Genomic DNA, 18,983 nt, shown 5'->3' on the forward strand with positions numbered 1-18,983 from the left:
GATGTTATGATGAAACGAAATTATCCAGAAGAGGAGCTTCGCCTTACACTGGCACAAAATCTGGTCTTCCTTCGGAAATCCCGGAAAAACAGATTGTCACAAAAAGCGCTGGCAAGGTATCTACAGCTTCCAACCAAAACTGTTATGAATTATGAAAATGGCAAAGCTACTCCCATGGCATACGCAGTCCTTCGCCTGGCGAATTATTACGGCTGTACAGTAGAGGAGCTTTTGACCACAAATATGCGAAAGAAGGAAAGGTGAATACATTGAACAGTAACCAAAAAACTTTAAAACGAATGATTCAGGATACCAAACTGCAGATTTCAGATGAGGAACTATTCCTCTCAGCAGCATTCCAAAAGCACCAGACTTCCCTGGCGAAAGCGGCTACTGGCCGTTCTCGCTATGGGTTACAGGTTATCACAAACTGGGATACATCAGAAGATGCCGGAGTTGCTTATACCGATAACTATAAAATCCATTGCAATGCCGGGAACCCCATTACACAAAGTTTCCCTTCCCGCTTTTTGCGGGCATTGAGTATCAGCGGATTTACCGGGCATGAGACCGCACATCTTCGATATTCTGATTTTACTTCCCTTAACCTCTATCTTACAAAATTGGAACAGGGGATTTTTTATCCTGAACCACCGGAAATAAACTATCCGGAATATCAGAGAAACCTGGATGTCATTACCGAAGCTATGGAAGAAAAAGATAGAGCTGTATGCTTAACACTCTCACGCTGTGCTGCACAAATTAACAACATCCTAGAAGACATCTATATAGAAGCTCGTATGTGTGAAGACTGTCCCGGCACGTTCAAGCAGGGAATCCAGATGAATCATTTCCGCATGACTGAACTGATTCCGGACATCCACGATCAGATTGCTCAAGGATACCAACCCTTTTCTATTATGAGTAATCTTCTGTTATCCTACTGCCGGACTGGCAACATCAACAACCGGACCGACTACTCCGGCGAATATATGGATACACTGATGGACTGCACCGAATACATTGATGAAGCCTTAAATGCACCAGAAGGGAAAGCCCGTATGGCAGCCAGTAACCATTTGGCAGTCATCTGCTGGAAATACATTGAACCTTTGGTGGATAAAATGCGGGAAGAATTGGAAAAGCAAGATGAAGAAAGCGCTGCGAATGACTTAGAAAAGATACTTGGAAATGAATTAACCGGTGCAAGCCCACTCCCTATCGGAAAAAACGGAGGCATCCCCAAAAATCTTGGCGGACCTTCCAACGGCTCTGCTCCAGGTGTGGATCTTTCCCCAAAGGGCAGACAAGAGTTAATGGAAGCTGCTAAGAAGGTGTTTCAGGAAGAAGGCGGGAGGATTGAACTTGCCAAAACAACAAATATTATGGATGGCAATAATCCGGGGATTACCTTTGAAAATCAGTATTCTGGTTCCAGCTACGAACATGCCGCATCTGATCTTGCCCGCATCTTAACAGATGTGGCAACAGGGATTGCGGAAGAAAAGTATGAACAGGAGCTAACAGAAGAACTCCAGAAAACTGCAGATGAAATCAACTATGGAAATGCACATGCCGGTATCCACGTTACGGTCCACCGGATGAATACCGTTTCCGATTTCCTGATTCGGGAATACAGTCAGATTGCCACACCGCTTTTACGGGCATCCAAACGTCTGCAAAATTCCATTTTGCCACTGCTGAAGGATGAAGCAGAAGGTGGAAAACAGAAGAATCTGATGTTTGGAAAACGTCTGGATATGCGCGTCCTGCACCGGGAAGACGGAACCATCTTTACCCGTACACGCCTGCCAAATGATGAACAGCGACTGGCAGTTGGATTACTGGTGGATGAAAGCGGTTCTATGGACTGGGGTGACCGGATTACACATGCAAGAAAAACAGCAATCGTTTTATATGATTTCTGCATCAGCCTGGGAATTCCAATTACAATTTATGGACATTCCACCGGTTATGATGATGTGGATCTTTATTCATACGCCGAATTTGATTCTCTGGATGCATCTGACCGTTATCGTCTGATGGATATGTCAGCCAGAGGAGGTAACCGGGATGGCGCTGCTCTTCGCTTTGTGGCAGAGCATTTAGCAAAACGTCCGGAAACAAGAAAGCTGTTGATCATCATTTCTGACGGTCAACCGGCTGCAGGTGGATACTCTGGTACAGCAGCGGAAGCAGATCTTCGCGGAATCAAGAAAGAATTTCAAAAGCGTGGGGTAATCACGTTTGCGGCAGCCATTGGGGATGATAAGGAGAACATACGCCGAATTTATAAGGATGGTTTCTTAGACATAACCAGATTAGAGGATCTGCCAAAGAACATGACACAGCTTGTAAAACAATATCTTAAATAGAAAGAAGGGATAACTAAAATGAATGAAACATATCAGAACCGTATCACAGACCAAATCTGCAAGATCCAAACGGATAAAAAACTGATTGCGTTTTACGACAAACTGCTTACTACTTCCTATAACTCCTTTGCCCAGCTACACGCTAAAGGAGAATATGTGGAAAATGGACACAAGGCACACTCTCTCATTGGGATTTCCATTCAGGATTACTCCAGTGGTACAGGAGATCGGAATATCATTACCCGATTTCATCTCGCACCAGAGCAAATCCAATTTCTCTTAACCAGAATTACAGCCGGGTTCCCGGAATTTGAATGGAGTCAGAGCAAAATCTTTGGAAATCCAGATGCGAACGGATACTCTACTGCACAGCAGTTCTTTATATCCCGCCATGTGTATAACAGCAAACAGGAAGTTCAGAACAGTCCTTGGAGAATCCAGATTGTCAACGGGAAAGGAATTAAAAAACAGAATCGAAATGGTGGTTCCTATATGCAGGCAAAAAGCTTTGTTTCAGAAAAAACTGCTTTCATACAGTTGACAGATATGGATCTTTATACCCTTTTAAAACGAGTGGACTCCTACATCACCAACTGGGAGGCAGCCTATACACCGACCTTAATCATAAACGGTAAGCAGATGCTGAACCAACAAAGACAGGCACAACAGCCAGCCGCAGCACCATATAACCAAGGACAATACGCAGAACCAAATTTTTACGTTGCGTAATAGAACATTAGAAAGGGCAGTCTTCAATGGCTGCTCTTTTTGTAAAAGAAAGGAGGACTTTATGGAATATGCAACCTTACTGAACATGGATCGACAGGGGCGTATCGTCATTCCCATTCAGGTCCGGAAAGCCCTGAAACTTGAGGAAGGCGATTTACTCGCTCTGGAAGCAAATGAAAAGAATATCCTGCTCCGTAAACAGACCGCATACATTCCTCTGAATGCAGGTCTAAAGGAGTTTTTAGACATTCTTCATGCCAATGTTCCCAGTCGCATTCTGCTTTGCAATGAAACAAAAGTACTTGCAGTAAAAAATTATCATGCCGCACTGAACATGCCGGTAACGGAAACCATACGTCAATTTGTCCAGAAGGAAACCATGCAGTTATTTTCTCTGCAGGATGGCGTTTATCCGATTCCTTCCGGCAGGTATCCAGTATCTGCCTTTTTCCCAATCCCCGGTGAAACCAGATATGGATCGGCACTTGGATTACTGCTTTGTCCGATCAATGACCGTAATTTCAGCGAAATGGAACTGGGGTGTGCAAAAATGACAGCAGCCGCCATCACACGCTATATCAATCAGTGAAAGGAGTGTAAACACCATGATGAATCAGAAAATAAATACTAATTGCAAAAAAGAAACATTACTCACCGGACAGATCTGTTTCCCGCTTCGTATTGGGGAACGTGCCGTTATTATCGGAACCGGATCACGTTCTATGATAACATCCAGAGTTATCACTATTCAGGAAGTATCTGCAGATGGTGTGGTATTTGAAACGCAAAACACCATTTACCATTTAAGCTATACCTCTGAACCAGTTTCGGAAGTGATGTGTGCTTGAGTCATGTATATGAATTGGGGAGCAGCCTATGCAAGCTGCTCTCTACATTAAAGAAAAATCGGGAACAGGTGCCTCTTCATATTCTAAAGACACAATACCAAGTGCCTTACGAGGCTCTGATCAGACAGATCAACGAGACCGCCACCGCATTTGTTAAAGAAGTGGTTTTTTCAAAACTTCTAATGAATCCGGATGAAGAGAAAGAAGAACAATATTCCGTTATACAGGAAATCATCAACACTTCCGGAATGCTAAAGGAAATGAACCATTCATTGTCCCAAACGTATGATGTGGAACTCCTGCATAGGCAGGCTCTAAAGCTCAGGGGATGCATTGAGGATGCACTCTATCCTTATATTGCACGCAAAGATTGTTTGGTAGTGGATATGGAACATATCGAAGATACTCCGATCATCTATAACACCATTACCCGAAAAGTTTATGAAAATGACCAATGGGTTGACCGCAAACTGGATCTGCAAGGAAAATTCCTTTTGTTTATAAAACCAGATAACGGCAGTCCTCAACAATCAGAAAAGGAGATGTTACAAAATGAATCTAAACCAATACCTTCCCTACATATTCCTTCAGAATATGATACAAAAACGCAAGGATCGCATTTATGAATATCAACACCGGTCTTATTGGGAAGCAGACTTTATCAATCGCTGTTCAGACCGACTACATAGCGGTATTGGACGCTGTAATCTGCCCTATGAAACACTGTCGGAAGACAGGGAACTCTTAAATACTGCATATACCATTTATCAGAAAATACAAGATTGCAATGTTGCTTATAATGATACATTGGACTGCGTAATTGACCGGGTAGAAGAAATGATAGAGGAGGTGCAGTGATGGCAAATATCTGCTGTGATGATGTTTACTTTTACTCTACGGACAATCCAAACGGCTTGAATGCCTTATGGGACGATTTAAACAAAGCTATTTCTTTCAACACTCCTTTGTCTAACGCCTGGCTGGGAAACTGGTTTGCTTTTAAAGAAATTCCCACTGAGAATATATACTTACGGGGAAATATTATAGACATGGACAAAAATGAACATAGCGTTTTCATTGCACTGTCAACTGCATGGACACCTCTTTATGATGCATATCAAATAATTGCAGAAACATACCAGATTCATTTTGTACTGAAAAGTATAGAACCTGGCTGTGGAATCTATTATAATACCGATCTTACGGGTGATTTTTTCCCAGATGAATATTGTGTGACCTATTGCAATGAATCTTACATTACGCCTTCCGGAGAATCACTTGGACAACGTGTAGAAATAGAAGAATGTTTCTCATCAGAAGAATCCCTTCTTCAGCGTTTTCACGACCTTGGATATCCGGCTGACTCTTACCAGCAGCTAAAACTGCTGACAGAAGACTATGAAATCTGGATCCACCAGTTTGAAAATCCATACATCTAACGAAATACTTCGAGCCGCCCAGATGGACGGCTCTTTTCATGTCTTATACCATAGCAAAACGGCAGTAAATAGTTTCTACTGCCGCTTTGCTACTTTAAAATTCATTTCTGCTATATTTAACTGTTACAACAGCTACTATTTTCTCTGGCTCTAATATCTCATAAACAATAATATATCCAGAAACAAATAGCTGCCGATAACCTTTATAGGCATAAAATCCTCGTTTACGTTCTGCCCCTCGGTAGGGCTGTTCATCAAGACTAAGAATGGCTTTTTCGATTTGATCTACAATATCCATTGCACTGCTATCATAATTACTATTCAGTGCAATCTGTTCATAAATCTGGTCCAAATCCCGGTATGCCTGCGGGAACATTTTAACTGTATATTTATCCAAAATGTTTTCTCCTCAAAACAGAAAGAGCTTCTTTGGCATCCAAAAGTTCTGCTCCTTCGGCAACCTCTTGCTCTGCATCATGTATTGCTCTATCTATTATTTTTTCACTCATCAGTTTATCATACGCTTCTATACTCATCACTACTAAATCTCCAAATCCATTTTTTGTTATAAAAATTGGTTCCTGCTGTTGATGACATAACTCTGAAATCTCATTTGTATTTCTCAATTCGGTAATCGGTTTAATTACTGGCATAAATCCACGCTCCTCTCTTTGTACGTTATTATAACATAATTATGTACATTTCGCAATGTAATAAACCGTACTACTCAGCTACTCAGCTACTACTCACTTTTATTTCTTACATTTATGAAGTTGTTCTTTCAGAGTCAATAATTCAAACTCTCTCCTGTTTCTACGGAAGTCATAAAAAGAAAACTTAGGTTGTTCCCAAAGATTCTTTATTTTCCATATATAATGTTCTCGCGAATCGCAGAAGAAGTTTCCTTGTTTTTTATGTAGAGCTTTCATAATCCGCAGGGTTTTTCGAGACACCTGTGGATAATTTCCGTTTATCTGATGATATAAATACGCTGATCCTCTTTTGCTTTCAACCAATATAACCTGACGTCCCTTTATACACGACATATCCATTTTTAATATATCGTTCCCACGTATCCCTGTTTCATAAGCGACTCGTAAAAATAATAACGTTTCCAAATCTCTCTTTTTCCATAATTTCCGTAACACAATTTTATAATTTTCTCTCAAGCGTGCTGATTGTTCTGTATCTTTTGTTCGTGTAGCGTACATATTCAAACCGCCTCTCTTTGACGTGACTCTAAAAAACGCCAAGCCGCATCTACAAATTTTACATTATCTTCTTCTGTTTCATAGGTTCTCCATAATTCCTTATGAAGTTCCTCCTCACACAATTCCATTGTACTGCATTGTTCCTTGATCATACGGATGAATGGGTAGATCATTGTTGCATAAATATTTTTTCCAGATTTTATCAAATCCCCTTCCATCTGATATGCCTCATGCAGACATTCCAAAGTAATCCGAATATCAGTTATAAACGCATACTCTGCTCCTTCACACACTTTTTCTTTCTCTGCTTCCATTTACGCCTCCTACATCCGTACTGTAAGTCCCGACAGTTTTGCAACAGGCAGACCGACCAAATACCAGTCGTCTCCCATTTCAATTCTGACCGGAACCCAGGTATTGTTTACTTTTACCTCAAAGCATTCTCCACAATGTAATCCGCCATAAAACGAATCCATTCCAAATCGAATATCATATCGCCCACTTTCTGGATCAAAAAATAAAGTTCCCTCTGTTTTGTTACTCATATTACTACCTCCCATCTTTTTTCTCTTCATATAATAATTATCAATTTATTTCTGAAATTGGACAAACTGAGGAAATTTCTCAAAAAAATCTTTCCGGTAACGATAGAACGTAGAAGCTGTAAGCCCAAGTTCTCTCTGCAGTTGAGTTGGCGTCACCTCCTTTTCTATTACCCGCAGAAATTCCTGGTTGAACTTTTCTGGTTCTATGGCTCTCGGTCTTCCCACTTCATCCCATTCACCTCGAAGTTTTTTTGCCTCCATACCTTCCCTTTGACGCTTTTCTTTTTTCTCCATCTCCGCCTGTGCCAAAGATGCATAAATCTCAATCAATACATTATTGATCGTCTCTATCATCAGCCTTGCTAAAGCGTTGTCCATCTGTGACAAATCAATCAGTGTAGTCGGAAGTTCCAATACCATTACCCGTACTCCCTTGTCTTTTAAAATCTGCAGCTGCTTTAAAATTTCCTGCTTATTCCTACCCAGTCTGTCAAGCTCTGTGATAATCAGCGTATCTCCTTCTCGTAAAACATCTTCAACCAGAACAGTGTATCGTGGTCTGTCAAAGTTTTTCCCTGTCAGCTTATCTGTGAAAATTCCTGCCAGTTTTATATTCTGACTCTCACAGAATCTCTGAATTTCTATAATCCCCCTATCCAAATGCTGTTCTTTGGTACTGGTCCTGTGATACCCGTAATATGCCATATCTCTTCCTCCTATACATTCCCAAAAAGTTCACAAATCTTTTGGCATATCCCAAAACTCCATTTATATACTTTCTGAGAGTAAAAAATAGCCTCCAGCATCTACTCTCAAAAAGCATACTTTTTGGGAGATAGCTTTCACTACTTCTGTACGGAGATTGACATGAAACCGCAACAAAAAAGACAGGAACATTTCTGCCCTGCCTTCTCTGCTTTATTCAGTTCTGTTTTTCCTATACTCAAACTTATAACCTACACCTTTTACAGTATGGATGTACTGAAGTCTGTCCGGATTCGGTTCCAGCTTCTTCCGAAGCTGGCTAATGCACCACATGACTGCATTCTCATAGTTTTCCACTTCCTCTGTCCAGACCGCCTCATAGATTTGTTCTTTAGATCGTACCCAGCCTGTATGCCTGGCAAGATAAACCAACGTGTCAAATTCATGTCGGCTGAGATAAATTTTTCTCCCGTTCCGATAAACCAGTTTCTCTGAAAGTAAAATCTCCAGATCCGCACGTTCTATTTTTTCTGAAGGCAATATCCATTCTTCTACATCAGCAAAATCTTCTACTGCCTTCAAGATTTTCTCCAGTATATAATCTTCATTCTTTGATACAGATACAATTAAAATTTTCCCATACGCATCACCTCTGTAATAATTTACTAAAAACAAACTTATTTATGAAACTTGATGTTTTGCAAAAATTTTACGTGAAAGAATACTACCAAGTAATAAAAAGGTAATTGCAACGGGAACTACCCAAATGGCATACAGCATCCCATTATCCATTTGCTCTATTGACATTATTGAAATGTATTGTGCACAGTATATTGGGAGAAGTACAACGTACCGAAACAAAGGACTATTTTCAGAAATAGGTAACATAATAGGAACGATATAAATTGCTGCAGAAACTACCAAAGATATAATTTCATTTTTGCAAACAGCAGAAAAAAACAATGTAATACCTGCTATACTGATAGCTCCAGCAAAAGCTAAAAGTATTTGATATTTCAGCACTGTGCCGCATGAAATATTGAATGGTATATATCCTTCCACAAAATCATTAGAAGAAAATAAAATACTACAATCCAATCCATCTGTTCCATAAAATATAAATGCCAACGCCATATTTAATATGGTAATCATTGCAGTGACAGCCGTAGCCGATATAATACCTGCAATTACCTTTGCAGTAGCACATTTTGTTTTTCCATATTTACTGGTCAAAACAATGTTATCCATACCGTTATATTCTCCCGAAAAGACAGGAGCAAGCATAATAATGATGACAAAGGCAAGTGCTATGAAAATTTTTGCATTATTTTGACTGGTATTAAGCCATCCATTTATATAACCAACTTTTATCTCTGCATTGCCAAAAACATCTGAAACCGTTGCCCCATTCCATTCTCCATTCGCATCAGCAAACCGCGAAACCGCTGCAGATTGAATTGCATTTAGATAAAGATATTGTGCATTCATCCCATGCAAATCTACTTTGGGAGCAAATTCTGTCAATATCTGTTTCACTTTTTCATCAGTCAATTTCCCTTCGTATTTATCGGCAATTTTTTTATCAATTTCAACAGCGGTTCTTCCTTTTCCATCTGTTGTTCCGTCAGAAGCATACATTCCTTTATAAGTTATCATGGTCAACAATATGGAAAAAGCGGCTACAACAATAAAAGCAATAACAGATAATCGTCTGGAAAAAATTTTCCGGCATTCAAATTGTATCATCTTCCTCATTGATCATTCCTCCCTCTAAAATAATACAAGTACAAATCTTCTAAATTCGGCTGTACACTTATTGCATTTGAAACCGGTGCATGATCTGCAATAATACGAAGTAATGTAGAATTATTTTCCTGATTTCTTAAATTGCTAACATTAAATTTTGAAGCAAACTTTTCTGCGTCCGCAGTAGGAATATTACATTCCCAAACTTGACCGGCAATCTCTGCAGTGATTTCCTGTGGTTTTCCAAAATGCAAAATCTGACCAGATTTCATCATAATAATTTCTTCGGCAATATATTCAACATCTGAAACAATATGTGTAGACAAAATAACAATCCTGTCTTTTGAAAATGCACCGATTAAATTTCGAAAACGCACACGTTCTTTCGGATCAAGTCCTGCTGTCGGCTCATCTAAAATCAAAATATGCGGGTTATTTAACATCGCTTGTGCAATCCCTAATCGTTGTTTCATACCGCCAGAGAACGTCTTGATTTTGTGATGCTTCTCTTTTGCCAAATCTACTGTTTCTAACAATTCGTTTGCTTTTTTCTTTGCCTGTCTTTCACTCAAACCTTTTAATGCGGCAATGTACAATAAAAAATCCCATGCAGTAAAATTTGGATAATACCAAAAATCTTGTGGTAAATATCCTAATAAATTTCTATACTGTTCTCCAAGCATAGCTATATTTTTCCCATTAAGCATGATTTTCCCAGATGTCGGGGTCTGAATATCGCATAGCAGACGCATAAATGTAGTTTTGCCCGCACCATTTGCACCAAGCAAGCCATACACCCCATTTGATAAAGTAATATTCAAATGGTCTACCGCAGTTTTTGAGCCATATTGTTTTGTTAGCCCAAGGATTTTAAGTTCCATATAATAAAAACTCCTTTCTTCATAAAGAGCGAAAAAATACTCTCCATGTGTTTTATGGAGAGTATAATGGGAAAATATCTACTTTTTATCTACAAATCAGGAGTTTTGAAATATGCCGACACCTTTGCTCCAGTTGTAGTATTCTCAATTTTCAAATACCCATTATGAAGTTTGCAAAGCAACTTGCAAATATAAAGTCCAAGTCCAAAATGCTCAGAACGGTTGCCTTCCTCTGTGAAGTATGGATTTGTAGCCTTCTGAAGACTGCTTTTTTCAAAACCTTTCCCATCATCTGATACAGAAAGCAACATACCATTATCCACCAAAGAAAACGATAATGTTATTGTAGTCTGAGCATATCGAACAGCATTGGAGATTAAATTATTGCATACCTGTGAAATAAATGTACTGTCGAGTGATAGCTCGGAAACAGATATCTCATTCTCTAAAAGCAATTTTTTCCCGTTTTTCATGCATACAATTTTTGAATTTTCATACACTGAAGATAGGAATGACTGCAAAGGAATCATTTTGTATTCTGGTAACGTATCTTCCATACGTCTAAGATTACTCATACTACTCACATAATTTTCCATGCGGTAGATATTCTTTCCCATTGTAATAGCAATTCTCTGCGTTTGTGGATTGTCACTGCTTTGCAGCATTTCGTTATAACCCTTTAATACGGTAAGAGGGGTACGCAAATCATGAGCAAAGGCTGCGTTGAGTTCTTTTCGTTCTTCGACTTGCCTCCACATTTTAGAAAAGTTATCTTCCAAGGTTGTACTCATAATTTTAAAAGATGTACATAGCTGCCCTAATTCGTCTTCTCTGTCATAGTGAATAGAAATATTTAAATCATTGTTCGCTATTTTTTCAGACGCTTCCCGTAATTCGGTAAGCGGTTTTTTCAGTCTGTTCCTATAAAAAAATAACGCTGCGGCAATAATGCACACTGAAAAATATACAGGGGCAACAACTACCGGAAGTGTTTCTAACATAGCGATTATACGCTCATCTTGTTCAGACAGCAGAGCAGGAGACGTCCCGATGTATGTACCCTCACCAAACCGTTCCCCTTGCTCATTCGTCAAATAATATTTTTCACCAGACGTAGGATAAGATGATCTAATTCTTTCGGCGGCAACACCACATACAGAAAAAGTCGCTACAGAGAGAATCAGTGCAAGTACAACAAAGACAATTATATAAAGAATAAGGCTTTTTCGTAGAGACAAATCATGTCGCTGAGAATTTATTTGATCCATTTATATCCACACCCCCAAACGGTTTCAATATATATACAGTCTGTATATTTTGCAATTTTTGTCCGTATTCTACGGATGTGTTCAGCCACAACGCTACTGTCCCCTTCACTGTCATAGCCCCAAATACGTTCATAGATTCGTTCTTTCTCAAATACTTGTCCCGGATTTTGAGAAAGCAACTCTACAATATCAAATTCTTTTTTTGCAAGTCCCACACGCCTGTTATCAAAAAACAAACAACGCTCCGAATAATCAATCGTCAGTTCTCCAACAAACTTAATTTGCGTTTCAAAACTATGTCTCTTTTCCCGACGTAGATGAGCACATACCCTTGCTTCGAGTTCCGCAAGTGAAAATGGTTTTACAATATAGTCATCTCCACCTATAGAAAATCCTTTTACTTTATCAGCTTCTTCAATTCGTGCTGTTAGAAAAAGAATAGGACAAGTTACATAGTTTCTGATACGCTGACAGACTTCCAACCCATCCATTCCCGGCATATTTATATCCAGTAAAATAATGTTAGGCTGTTTTTCTACTTGTTTTAATGTTTCAGCACCATTTGTAGCAGATAGAACACAGAAACCTTTACTTTCAAAAAAACTACTAAGCATTAAAACAATATCTTTTTCATCATCAACTATCAATATTTTGGCATTCAATTTTATACACCTCCTACTATATCATAACATCCATTTTTCAATTATTTATCTACTTTTCTGTTTTTTTACTCCTCAACTAACTTATTCTCATCCTTGTTATATGCTATGTTTGTATAGAGTGAACACAAGAGTACTAGCAAGCACCTAGTTCTTCCTTATTAGCAAAAGCAGCACTGATTTTTTCAACCAGTACCGCTTTCCTTTTAAATCCCAGAATTAAATTTATAGCCTACACCCCAAATGGTTTTGATATAAGGACTTCCTTTCGGGTTATTCCCCAGCTTCTTCCTAAGCTGGCTGATGCACCACATGACTGCATTCTCATAGTCCACGACTTCTTCTGTCCAAACCGCATCATAGATTTGTTCTTTGGATCGTACCCAACCTGGATGTCTGGCAAGATAAACTAAAGTATCAAATTCATGTCTATTGAGCTGCATTTCTTTTCCATTCCGATAAACCATCTTTTCTGGAAGTAAAATCTCAAGATCAGCACGTTCTATTTTTTCTGAAGGTAACGCCCTCTCCTCTACGTCAGCAGAACTTTCTACTATCTTCAGGATTTTCTTCAGTATATCTTCTTTGGTGTCTGGAACAGATAAAATTACGATTTTCCCATCCGCATCACCTGCCTTGATTCTTTCTGATTGTTTATTCTGTCCGCAGCCTTTCTACCACACTGCCTTTATTAAAGAAATGCAACACCACCACTGGAATGATTGCCGCCAAGATCAAATAGATCACTGCGATGAAGAATGCCGGAACCAGTGTAAACCGCAGGGTAAAATACCACATGGACGGAGAATTGAGTACGTTTTTCAAGACCGTCATCCCTAAAATTGCTGCAAGCAGACCGCCGATCACGTCTGCGCCTGCCGCATAATATAAGCCCTCATCCACAATCAGTCTGCGAAGCTGACGGTTCGTCATGCCGATACTCTGCATTGCTGCAAATTCATGGCGGCGGGTAATGATATTGGTGACCATCATATTGGTAAAGTTAATCAGTCCGGCAAATGCCAAAATCACTCCGATCATACCTCCTACCAGCAGAACAATATTCCGGTTGGACGCAAGCTGCTCTTGTAACAGCTTGGTGGATGTATAGGCAACAGAAGTATTTTGTCCCGTAAAGTCCGCTAAAAATCCCTCCAGATTCTCTTTTTGCCCTTCTTCTGCATTAAAGCTGTAACTGAAAATCGTTGGCTCTTCATAAAGTTCCTTGAACTTTGTATCACTCATATAGAGAAATGGTGCATCGCCGCCAATATAGGTTGCTCCATTTGCACCTGCATAGGTTTCGTATTCCGTTGCCACCACCGTTGCTTTTGCTAAAATCGTACAAGTCTTTTCTTCTTTTCCATCTTTGGAAAATGTAATCGAATCTCCTACCTGAAGCTGTTGCTGTAGCTGTGTCTCTTCTTCCGCCTCTCCGGTCAGTCGGTCTATGATCGTTCCGACAATCACATAATCTCCGGTTTCCATTTTCTCTTTCAAAATATCCGGATTGTTCTCACCTTCATAAATCGTGACATCCTCCCAGAATGCTTCCGAAACGCCAAACACATTTCCAAAATATCCATCTTCTGTTCCCGGAACTACCCGCAGAGACAATCCGTTTTCATACGCTTTGCTGACAGAATCTTCTTCTGCCTCCTCCGCGATACAAACCAGATCTTCAAACTTATAATCTACCGTCACATCACTATCATCCCGTGTATTCCGGTACAGAATTCTTTCCTCTTCCACACCTTTTTTCTGATTGATCAGATCTACTGCCGAAGCCGGAAGTCCGTCTTCTCGATACTGGAATGGAGAAACTCCATTGACTGCCACGGAATTGTAAACGGTAAAGTCTGTTTTCGTAGAACGGGAAATCCATTTTTCTTCATCCATACTCTGTGTGATCACAATAATCGAATTAAATAAAACAATGCACAACAGCATGGATAGGACAATAAAAACGGATCTCCGTTTGTTCCTGCCAAGATTGGAAAATGCCATATAGGACAGCTTTGTTCCATGTGTCCGTTTTGTCTCTTTCGTTTTCTTCTTTTCCTGCCCGGTATAACGGATGGCTTCCAGAGGGGATATCCGCGCCGCCTTTCTTGCTGGTTTCCGTGTACTGATCATTACGGTAAAAATCGTAAACACTGCCGCAATCAGAAAGATAAGGGGCGACACGGACACTTTCATGGCATTCAAAGCATTTGCCTGGAAAAACCTCATCACAACCGGAAGAAGCATCCTGCTTACCAGAAATCCAAAGAGTAATCCCAGCGGAAGACCGATCAGCGTCAGCCAGAGTGCCTGCCGGTTCACAATCTTTTTGATCTGCCTTGTGGATGTTCCGATGGTTCGGAGCAGACCGTATTGTCTTACGTCCTGCATCACGGAAATATCGAAAATATTATAAATCAACAGATACCCACTCACGACAAACAACAGTACAAATACAACTGCTGACAGCATCATGCCCGGCTGAAGCATGGCATTTCCTACCTGATTTTGTGAACAGGCAATATAATTGTCTGCATTCATCTGTTTCGGTTCTCCGCCCACGGAACGTGCAAATTCCTGTAACTGCTTTTGTATTTGCCGCTGATCCTTCAGTAGCACATCTGCCATATACGTTCCTGCAATCTCCCGGTCCTCTGCATAAGTATTTACAAATATTTCCGGATTGTCTTTCACAAACTGCTCGGAAACAATCAACAAACTTCCCGTATCATTGGCAGCTTCCCACCAGCCGGAAACAACCATTTCATACTGATAGGTTTCTCCACGTAAGGTAAATTCCACCGGAACGGTTTCTCCCACCTTTGCCTCTACTCCCAACGCCTCCAGCGCCTGATCTGTTGTAGCAATCTCATTTGCCGCCTTTGGAGCCTTTCCATGTGTGGGCGTACAGAAGGTCAGTTCCTGTTGTACCGGATCTGCATAGTTTATCTCAACCATATGTCCGGAAGCGTTGGATGCAAAGCCAACAAACCGCCTGCATCCTGCCTCCTTGATAAAATCACTATTTTGTAACTCTTCATACTGTTCTTCTGTCAGATACCGGATGTCCCCGTCCGCCTTGCTTCCCTTCTGCATCTGCATGGAAAGCTGAACGGAGGAGGACATGCTAAATACCAGCGAAGTAATGGAAGTAAATAGAAACGCAGTCAACATGATCGCCAGTATCGCCGCAAGATTCCGGATTCTGTTTTTCTTAAAATACCGCTTGGATAACCGCTTGATTACTTCCGTATTGTTATTGCCAAATAATATATCATTCAAGTGATCCCTCCTGTTCTTTCAACTCCTTTAATTCTCAAAATTACGCAGTCGTTCAATCACCGTTTCATCTGAAATTGCCTTATAGACAATCGCCGGAACGCTCAGACAGATTACAAAGATTGCTGTGATCAAGCCGATCACAAGAGCAACCGGGTATTCAAATACTGCATAATTTGCCAGATGGGGAACAGCATCCGCCACCAGCAGCAGAAACGCATTCCCAAAGGTCATAATCAGCAGAGTAGAAATCAGCGCGTAAATACCGCCTTCTAAGGTCAGTATCTTCTTGATCTGCTTTTTCGTGGTACCGATACTTTCCATAATGGCAAATTCATTTTTCCTTGCCACTACACCTGTCAGCATCACATTGACGAAATTCACCAAGCCGATGACAATGAGCAGGACTGCCGCACCATTTCCCAATAGGTTCATCGAATAGAACGTCTGATTAAATAGTTCTTTCTGATTCACAGCAGATAGAAGCTGCCATTCTGATGTGGTTAAGGTACTGTTGATTGCCTGTAATTCACTGTCAATTCGCTCTAAATCGTTTAAATCCTTAATGTCAACGCCGATTGCTGAAATGATTGGTTCTTTTGTCAGGCGTTCCATACCTGCTTCGCTAACAAAGATAATATTCGGTACAATCTCAATATTCTTACGTCTACCAATTCCTTCGGTAAGCCTATCCTCATAGTCATCATATCGGAATGCTCCGTCAATGAGAAAATCAGTTGCCTTTCCATCTGTACTGTCGGCAGCCAACGTCAGCGTGTTTCCGACTAAGGCTGCATTCGGCGTATAATAATCGTTATCCGTTCCCGAAATTGCTGTTTCACCTCGTTTAAACGCTTCTATGTCAATCGGCTTATCCGGGTGATTTGCATTGTATTCTTCCAAAGCTTCCTCATTATTAAGCGTCGTAATGTAACAACCATACTCACCGGCATCTGCATATCCTCTTAACGCTGTCAGCATTTGCTCATAGGATTTTCCCTGTGATTTATAACCGCTGTCCTCATATTTGATTTTCATAAAATCTGCCAATGCCGCCTCATCAAAATCAATGCCCGCCCAGACTGTCTTACAAATATCTACGTTCTTAATTCCGTCAATCTGCTTAATCTGCTCCACAAAGTGTTCATCAAACTGTGGTACTTCTTTGTTAAGCTGTTCCGGCTGCTCAAACTGAATATCGCTGTATTCAAAATGATAATCCAGAGTTGCTTTAATAAAATTTTCGGCATTCATACTTCTTATGACTCCATTTACACCTAAAATCATGGTGATCCCCATAAACAAGGACATAAATACAAGGATTGCACGTTTCTTATCCCGGAAGACATTATGAAATGCCATTACATGCAGCTTGCCACCATTAGTGGAATTTCTGCTTTTCATTTTCTTTGGTGCAAAGTTCTGAAACTTCAGCGCCTCTACTGGTGAAATTTTCGCAGCCGCTTTTGCCGGTGCATTGCAGGCAATCCAAACTGTTATTGCTGAAAAGAGGATGGACAGAATATAGATCATCGGGTGAAAGAACACCTCTGCATCCATCACCGACTTTCCTTCCTCAAATCCCTGCTTCAAAACAAAGGGAACAATTCCAAAGGAAACAACAGTCGCTAACAAAATACCAATAGGAATCCCGATGCAGGCAAACTTCACTGCCTGACTTTTCACCAGCGATTTGATCTGCGCCTGCGTTGTCCCCATCGTTTTCATCAAGCCATAAAAACAGGTATCCTTTGAAATAGAGATATACAGGACATTATAAATGAGCAGGTAGCCACTGCCGATGATAAAGAATACCAATAGAATGACCATTGCAATAACAGAACCGCTTGATGATTTCATCGAAACCGCACCGCTAAAAGATTGATTTTCATTTAACTCCACATCTCTTTGAATGCGCATAAAATCATCTGGCATTTTCTTCAGCGATAAAGAAAGGGCACCATCCTCTGCCATTGTATAGCCTGCATTTTTGCAGTACGCCTGGGAAACAAATCCCATTCCTGTGCCTGTGTAGGAATGAAACCATCCACTCAAGGTGAATGTTCTCTCCTGCTGACCGTTTTTATCGTAGTAGGACAGAGAAACTTCCATATTCAACTTCGGTTCTGTAATTCCTAACTGTGAAAGGGCATCCTCTGACAGCATGATTTCATTTTCCTCGGAAGGATATTTCCCTTCCAAATCTTTAATTGCTTCTTGATAATGTTCTTCCCATTCCGTCTTGTCGTAATATTGAAGCGCGATGGAAAGTTCCCGTCCCTCGCCATTCTTCTCTGCAACAGAGCCGACCATGTACTGTGTTCCCACCGTTTTGACGTATTCCAAGTCCTGAATCTGCTGTTCCTGCGCTTTCGTCGGCATCGCAAGGGACACATCTGCGGTTGTTCCTGCGGTGCGGACCTGCATTAACTTCATGTTCTCCCCATAGTTAATACCCAAGCTGAATACGGTGGTAATCATAAATGTGGTGAGGATGATGGCAAATACCGCAAACAAGTTCCGAATGCGATTTGCTTTCATCATTCCTCTTTCCACACGCTTTACTGCTTTTTCATTCCGGTTAGCGTGCATACCTCACACCTCCCGAAACGACTTTACCATCTTCAATGCGAATGATACGGTCTGCCATCCTGGCAATCTCCTCATTATGAGTAATCATCAGAATCGTCTGGTCGAACTCATGACTGAGTGACTGCATCAGCAGAATCACATCCATGCTTGTTTTATAGTCCAAGTTGCCCGTAGGTTCGTCAGCCAAAATAATCGCAGGCTTTGTTGCCAGAGCCCGGGCGATCGCAACTCTCTGTTGCTGACCGCCGGACAGATTATTTGGCATATTTCTCAGTTTCTTCTGCAACCCAAGCTCATGGATAATCTCTTTCACAAAGTCTGTGTCTGTCCTGCCACCGTCAATCTCAATGGGATATACAATATTCTCATACACATTGAGGACAGGAAGCAGGTTATAGTTCTGAAAGACAAAACCGATATTCCTTCGTCTGAAAATCGTCAGTTCCTCATCTTTCATGTTCAGAAGTTCTTTTCCCCGGATTGTAACACTTCCCGAAGTAGGGCGGTCTAAACCGCCAATCATGTTGAGCAGTGTAGATTTGCCGCTGCCCGATGTACCGACTACTGCAACAAATTCGCCCTCTTCTACGGAAATCGATACCCCATCCAGTGCGCGCACTTCGTTTTCTCCACTGCCATATATCTTTCGTAACTCTTTTGTCTCAAGTATTGCCATATCGAAAGACCTCCCATTTTGTATTTC

At 40.7% G+C, this 18,983-nt stretch carries 23 protein-coding genes; 8 read left to right on the forward strand and 15 right to left on the reverse strand.

The annotated features are described in order from the left end of the window. Positions 1 to 6: 6 nt before the first annotated feature. The 8 genes from BN3282_RS04560 (at position 7) to BN3282_RS04590 (ending at position 5,391) form a co-directional block, all read left to right on the forward strand. Entirely contained in the window at positions 7 to 264 is a 258-nt protein-coding gene (locus BN3282_RS04560) for a helix-turn-helix domain-containing protein (protein WP_055158158.1), read from the forward strand. A 35-nt stretch (positions 265 to 299) separates the two neighbouring features. Next, on the forward strand, positions 300 to 2,375 hold the full coding sequence (locus tag BN3282_RS04565) for a vWA domain-containing protein (protein ID WP_059070275.1): 2,076 nt from the start codon (positions 300 to 302) through the stop codon (positions 2,373 to 2,375). 18 nt (positions 2,376 to 2,393) lie between these two features. Beyond that, positions 2,394 to 3,104, forward strand: coding sequence for a hypothetical protein (locus BN3282_RS04570; protein WP_059066990.1), 711 nt, complete (start codon positions 2,394 to 2,396; stop codon positions 3,102 to 3,104). A 61-nt stretch (positions 3,105 to 3,165) separates the two neighbouring features. Beyond that, positions 3,166 to 3,693 carry an AbrB/MazE/SpoVT family DNA-binding domain-containing protein gene (locus BN3282_RS04575; RefSeq protein WP_059066992.1) on the forward strand — a complete coding sequence of 176 codons (528 nt, stop codon included), beginning with the start codon at positions 3,166 to 3,168 and terminating at the stop codon, positions 3,691 to 3,693. Between the two features lie 16 nt (positions 3,694 to 3,709). After that, the gene (locus BN3282_RS04580) at positions 3,710 to 3,952 is read left to right on the forward strand and encodes a hypothetical protein (RefSeq protein WP_059066994.1); all 243 of its coding nucleotides are present in this window, start codon (positions 3,710 to 3,712) and stop codon (positions 3,950 to 3,952) included. Further along, complete coding sequence (locus BN3282_RS04585) at positions 3,949 to 4,578, forward strand: hypothetical protein (RefSeq protein ID WP_059066997.1); 630 nt, start codon at positions 3,949 to 3,951, stop codon at positions 4,576 to 4,578. Before BN3282_RS04580 ends, BN3282_RS04585 begins: the two co-directional genes overlap by 4 nt. Then, complete coding sequence (locus BN3282_RS14990; RefSeq protein WP_205408523.1) at positions 4,547 to 4,810, forward strand: hypothetical protein; 264 nt, start codon at positions 4,547 to 4,549, stop codon at positions 4,808 to 4,810. Before BN3282_RS04585 ends, BN3282_RS14990 begins: the two co-directional genes overlap by 32 nt. After that, on the forward strand, positions 4,810 to 5,391 hold the full coding sequence (locus BN3282_RS04590; protein WP_059066999.1) for a hypothetical protein: 582 nt from the start codon (positions 4,810 to 4,812) through the stop codon (positions 5,389 to 5,391). Before BN3282_RS14990 ends, BN3282_RS04590 begins: the two co-directional genes overlap by 1 nt. A 94-nt stretch (positions 5,392 to 5,485) precedes the next feature. Here BN3282_RS04590 and BN3282_RS04595 read toward each other — a convergent pair whose 3' ends face one another. From BN3282_RS04595 to BN3282_RS04665, 15 genes are all read right to left on the reverse strand, one after another. Next, the gene (locus BN3282_RS04595) at positions 5,486 to 5,788 is read right to left on the reverse strand and encodes a type II toxin-antitoxin system RelE/ParE family toxin (RefSeq protein ID WP_118977225.1); all 303 of its coding nucleotides are present in this window, start codon (positions 5,786 to 5,788) and stop codon (positions 5,486 to 5,488) included. After that, positions 5,781 to 6,044, reverse strand: coding sequence for a type II toxin-antitoxin system prevent-host-death family antitoxin (locus BN3282_RS04600; protein WP_055158065.1), 264 nt, complete (start codon positions 6,042 to 6,044; stop codon positions 5,781 to 5,783). Before BN3282_RS04600 ends, BN3282_RS04595 begins: the two co-directional genes overlap by 8 nt. A gap of 99 nt (positions 6,045 to 6,143) precedes the next feature. Then, positions 6,144 to 6,602, reverse strand: coding sequence for a hypothetical protein (locus BN3282_RS04605; protein WP_059067002.1), 459 nt, complete (start codon positions 6,600 to 6,602; stop codon positions 6,144 to 6,146). Between the two features lie 2 nt (positions 6,603 to 6,604). Then, entirely contained in the window at positions 6,605 to 6,916 is a 312-nt protein-coding gene (locus BN3282_RS04610) for a hypothetical protein (RefSeq protein ID WP_059067004.1), read from the reverse strand. A gap of 9 nt (positions 6,917 to 6,925) precedes the next feature. After that, entirely contained in the window at positions 6,926 to 7,147 is a 222-nt protein-coding gene (locus tag BN3282_RS04615; protein WP_055158070.1) for a DUF5348 domain-containing protein, read from the reverse strand. Between the two features lie 45 nt (positions 7,148 to 7,192). Continuing rightward, positions 7,193 to 7,852: a recombinase family protein gene (locus BN3282_RS04620; RefSeq protein ID WP_055158072.1), complete on the reverse strand. Its 660-nt coding sequence runs from the start codon at positions 7,850 to 7,852 to the stop codon at positions 7,193 to 7,195. 213 nt (positions 7,853 to 8,065) lie between these two features. After that, positions 8,066 to 8,527 carry a winged helix-turn-helix domain-containing protein gene (locus BN3282_RS14595; RefSeq protein ID WP_205408524.1) on the reverse strand — a complete coding sequence of 154 codons (462 nt, stop codon included), beginning with the start codon at positions 8,525 to 8,527 and terminating at the stop codon, positions 8,066 to 8,068. Positions 8,528 to 8,533: 6 nt separating this feature from the next. After that, entirely contained in the window at positions 8,534 to 9,607 is a 1,074-nt protein-coding gene (locus tag BN3282_RS04630; RefSeq protein WP_059067006.1) for an ABC transporter permease, read from the reverse strand. Beyond that, the gene (locus BN3282_RS04635) at positions 9,604 to 10,479 is read right to left on the reverse strand and encodes an ABC transporter ATP-binding protein (protein ID WP_059067008.1); all 876 of its coding nucleotides are present in this window, start codon (positions 10,477 to 10,479) and stop codon (positions 9,604 to 9,606) included. The genes BN3282_RS04630 and BN3282_RS04635 overlap by 4 nt, the downstream gene beginning before the upstream one ends. A gap of 89 nt (positions 10,480 to 10,568) precedes the next feature. Then, a complete protein-coding gene (locus tag BN3282_RS04640) occupies positions 10,569 to 11,747 on the reverse strand; it encodes a sensor histidine kinase (protein WP_059067010.1) in 1,179 nt (392 codons plus the stop codon). Further along, the gene (locus tag BN3282_RS04645; RefSeq protein ID WP_059067013.1) at positions 11,735 to 12,409 is read right to left on the reverse strand and encodes a response regulator transcription factor; all 675 of its coding nucleotides are present in this window, start codon (positions 12,407 to 12,409) and stop codon (positions 11,735 to 11,737) included. The genes BN3282_RS04640 and BN3282_RS04645 overlap by 13 nt, the downstream gene beginning before the upstream one ends. Positions 12,410 to 12,612: 203 nt before the next feature. Beyond that, positions 12,613 to 12,873 (reverse strand): winged helix-turn-helix domain-containing protein, encoded by a 261-nt coding sequence (locus tag BN3282_RS04650; RefSeq protein ID WP_059067015.1) that lies wholly within the window; start codon positions 12,871 to 12,873, stop codon positions 12,613 to 12,615. A gap of 187 nt (positions 12,874 to 13,060) precedes the next feature. Beyond that, positions 13,061 to 15,691, reverse strand: a complete 2,631-nt coding sequence (locus BN3282_RS04655; RefSeq protein WP_059067017.1) for an ABC transporter permease — start codon at positions 15,689 to 15,691, stop codon at positions 13,061 to 13,063. Between the two features lie 27 nt (positions 15,692 to 15,718). Continuing rightward, complete coding sequence (locus BN3282_RS04660; RefSeq protein WP_059067019.1) at positions 15,719 to 18,280, reverse strand: ABC transporter permease; 2,562 nt, start codon at positions 18,278 to 18,280, stop codon at positions 15,719 to 15,721. Continuing rightward, the gene (locus tag BN3282_RS04665) at positions 18,270 to 18,956 is read right to left on the reverse strand and encodes an ABC transporter ATP-binding protein (RefSeq protein ID WP_059067021.1); all 687 of its coding nucleotides are present in this window, start codon (positions 18,954 to 18,956) and stop codon (positions 18,270 to 18,272) included. Before BN3282_RS04665 ends, BN3282_RS04660 begins: the two co-directional genes overlap by 11 nt. Positions 18,957 to 18,983 lie beyond the last annotated feature (27 nt).

Origin of the sequence: Mediterraneibacter massiliensis, assembly GCF_001487105.1 — a bacterium.
GTDB lineage: Bacteria > Bacillota > Clostridia > Lachnospirales > Lachnospiraceae > Mediterraneibacter > Mediterraneibacter massiliensis.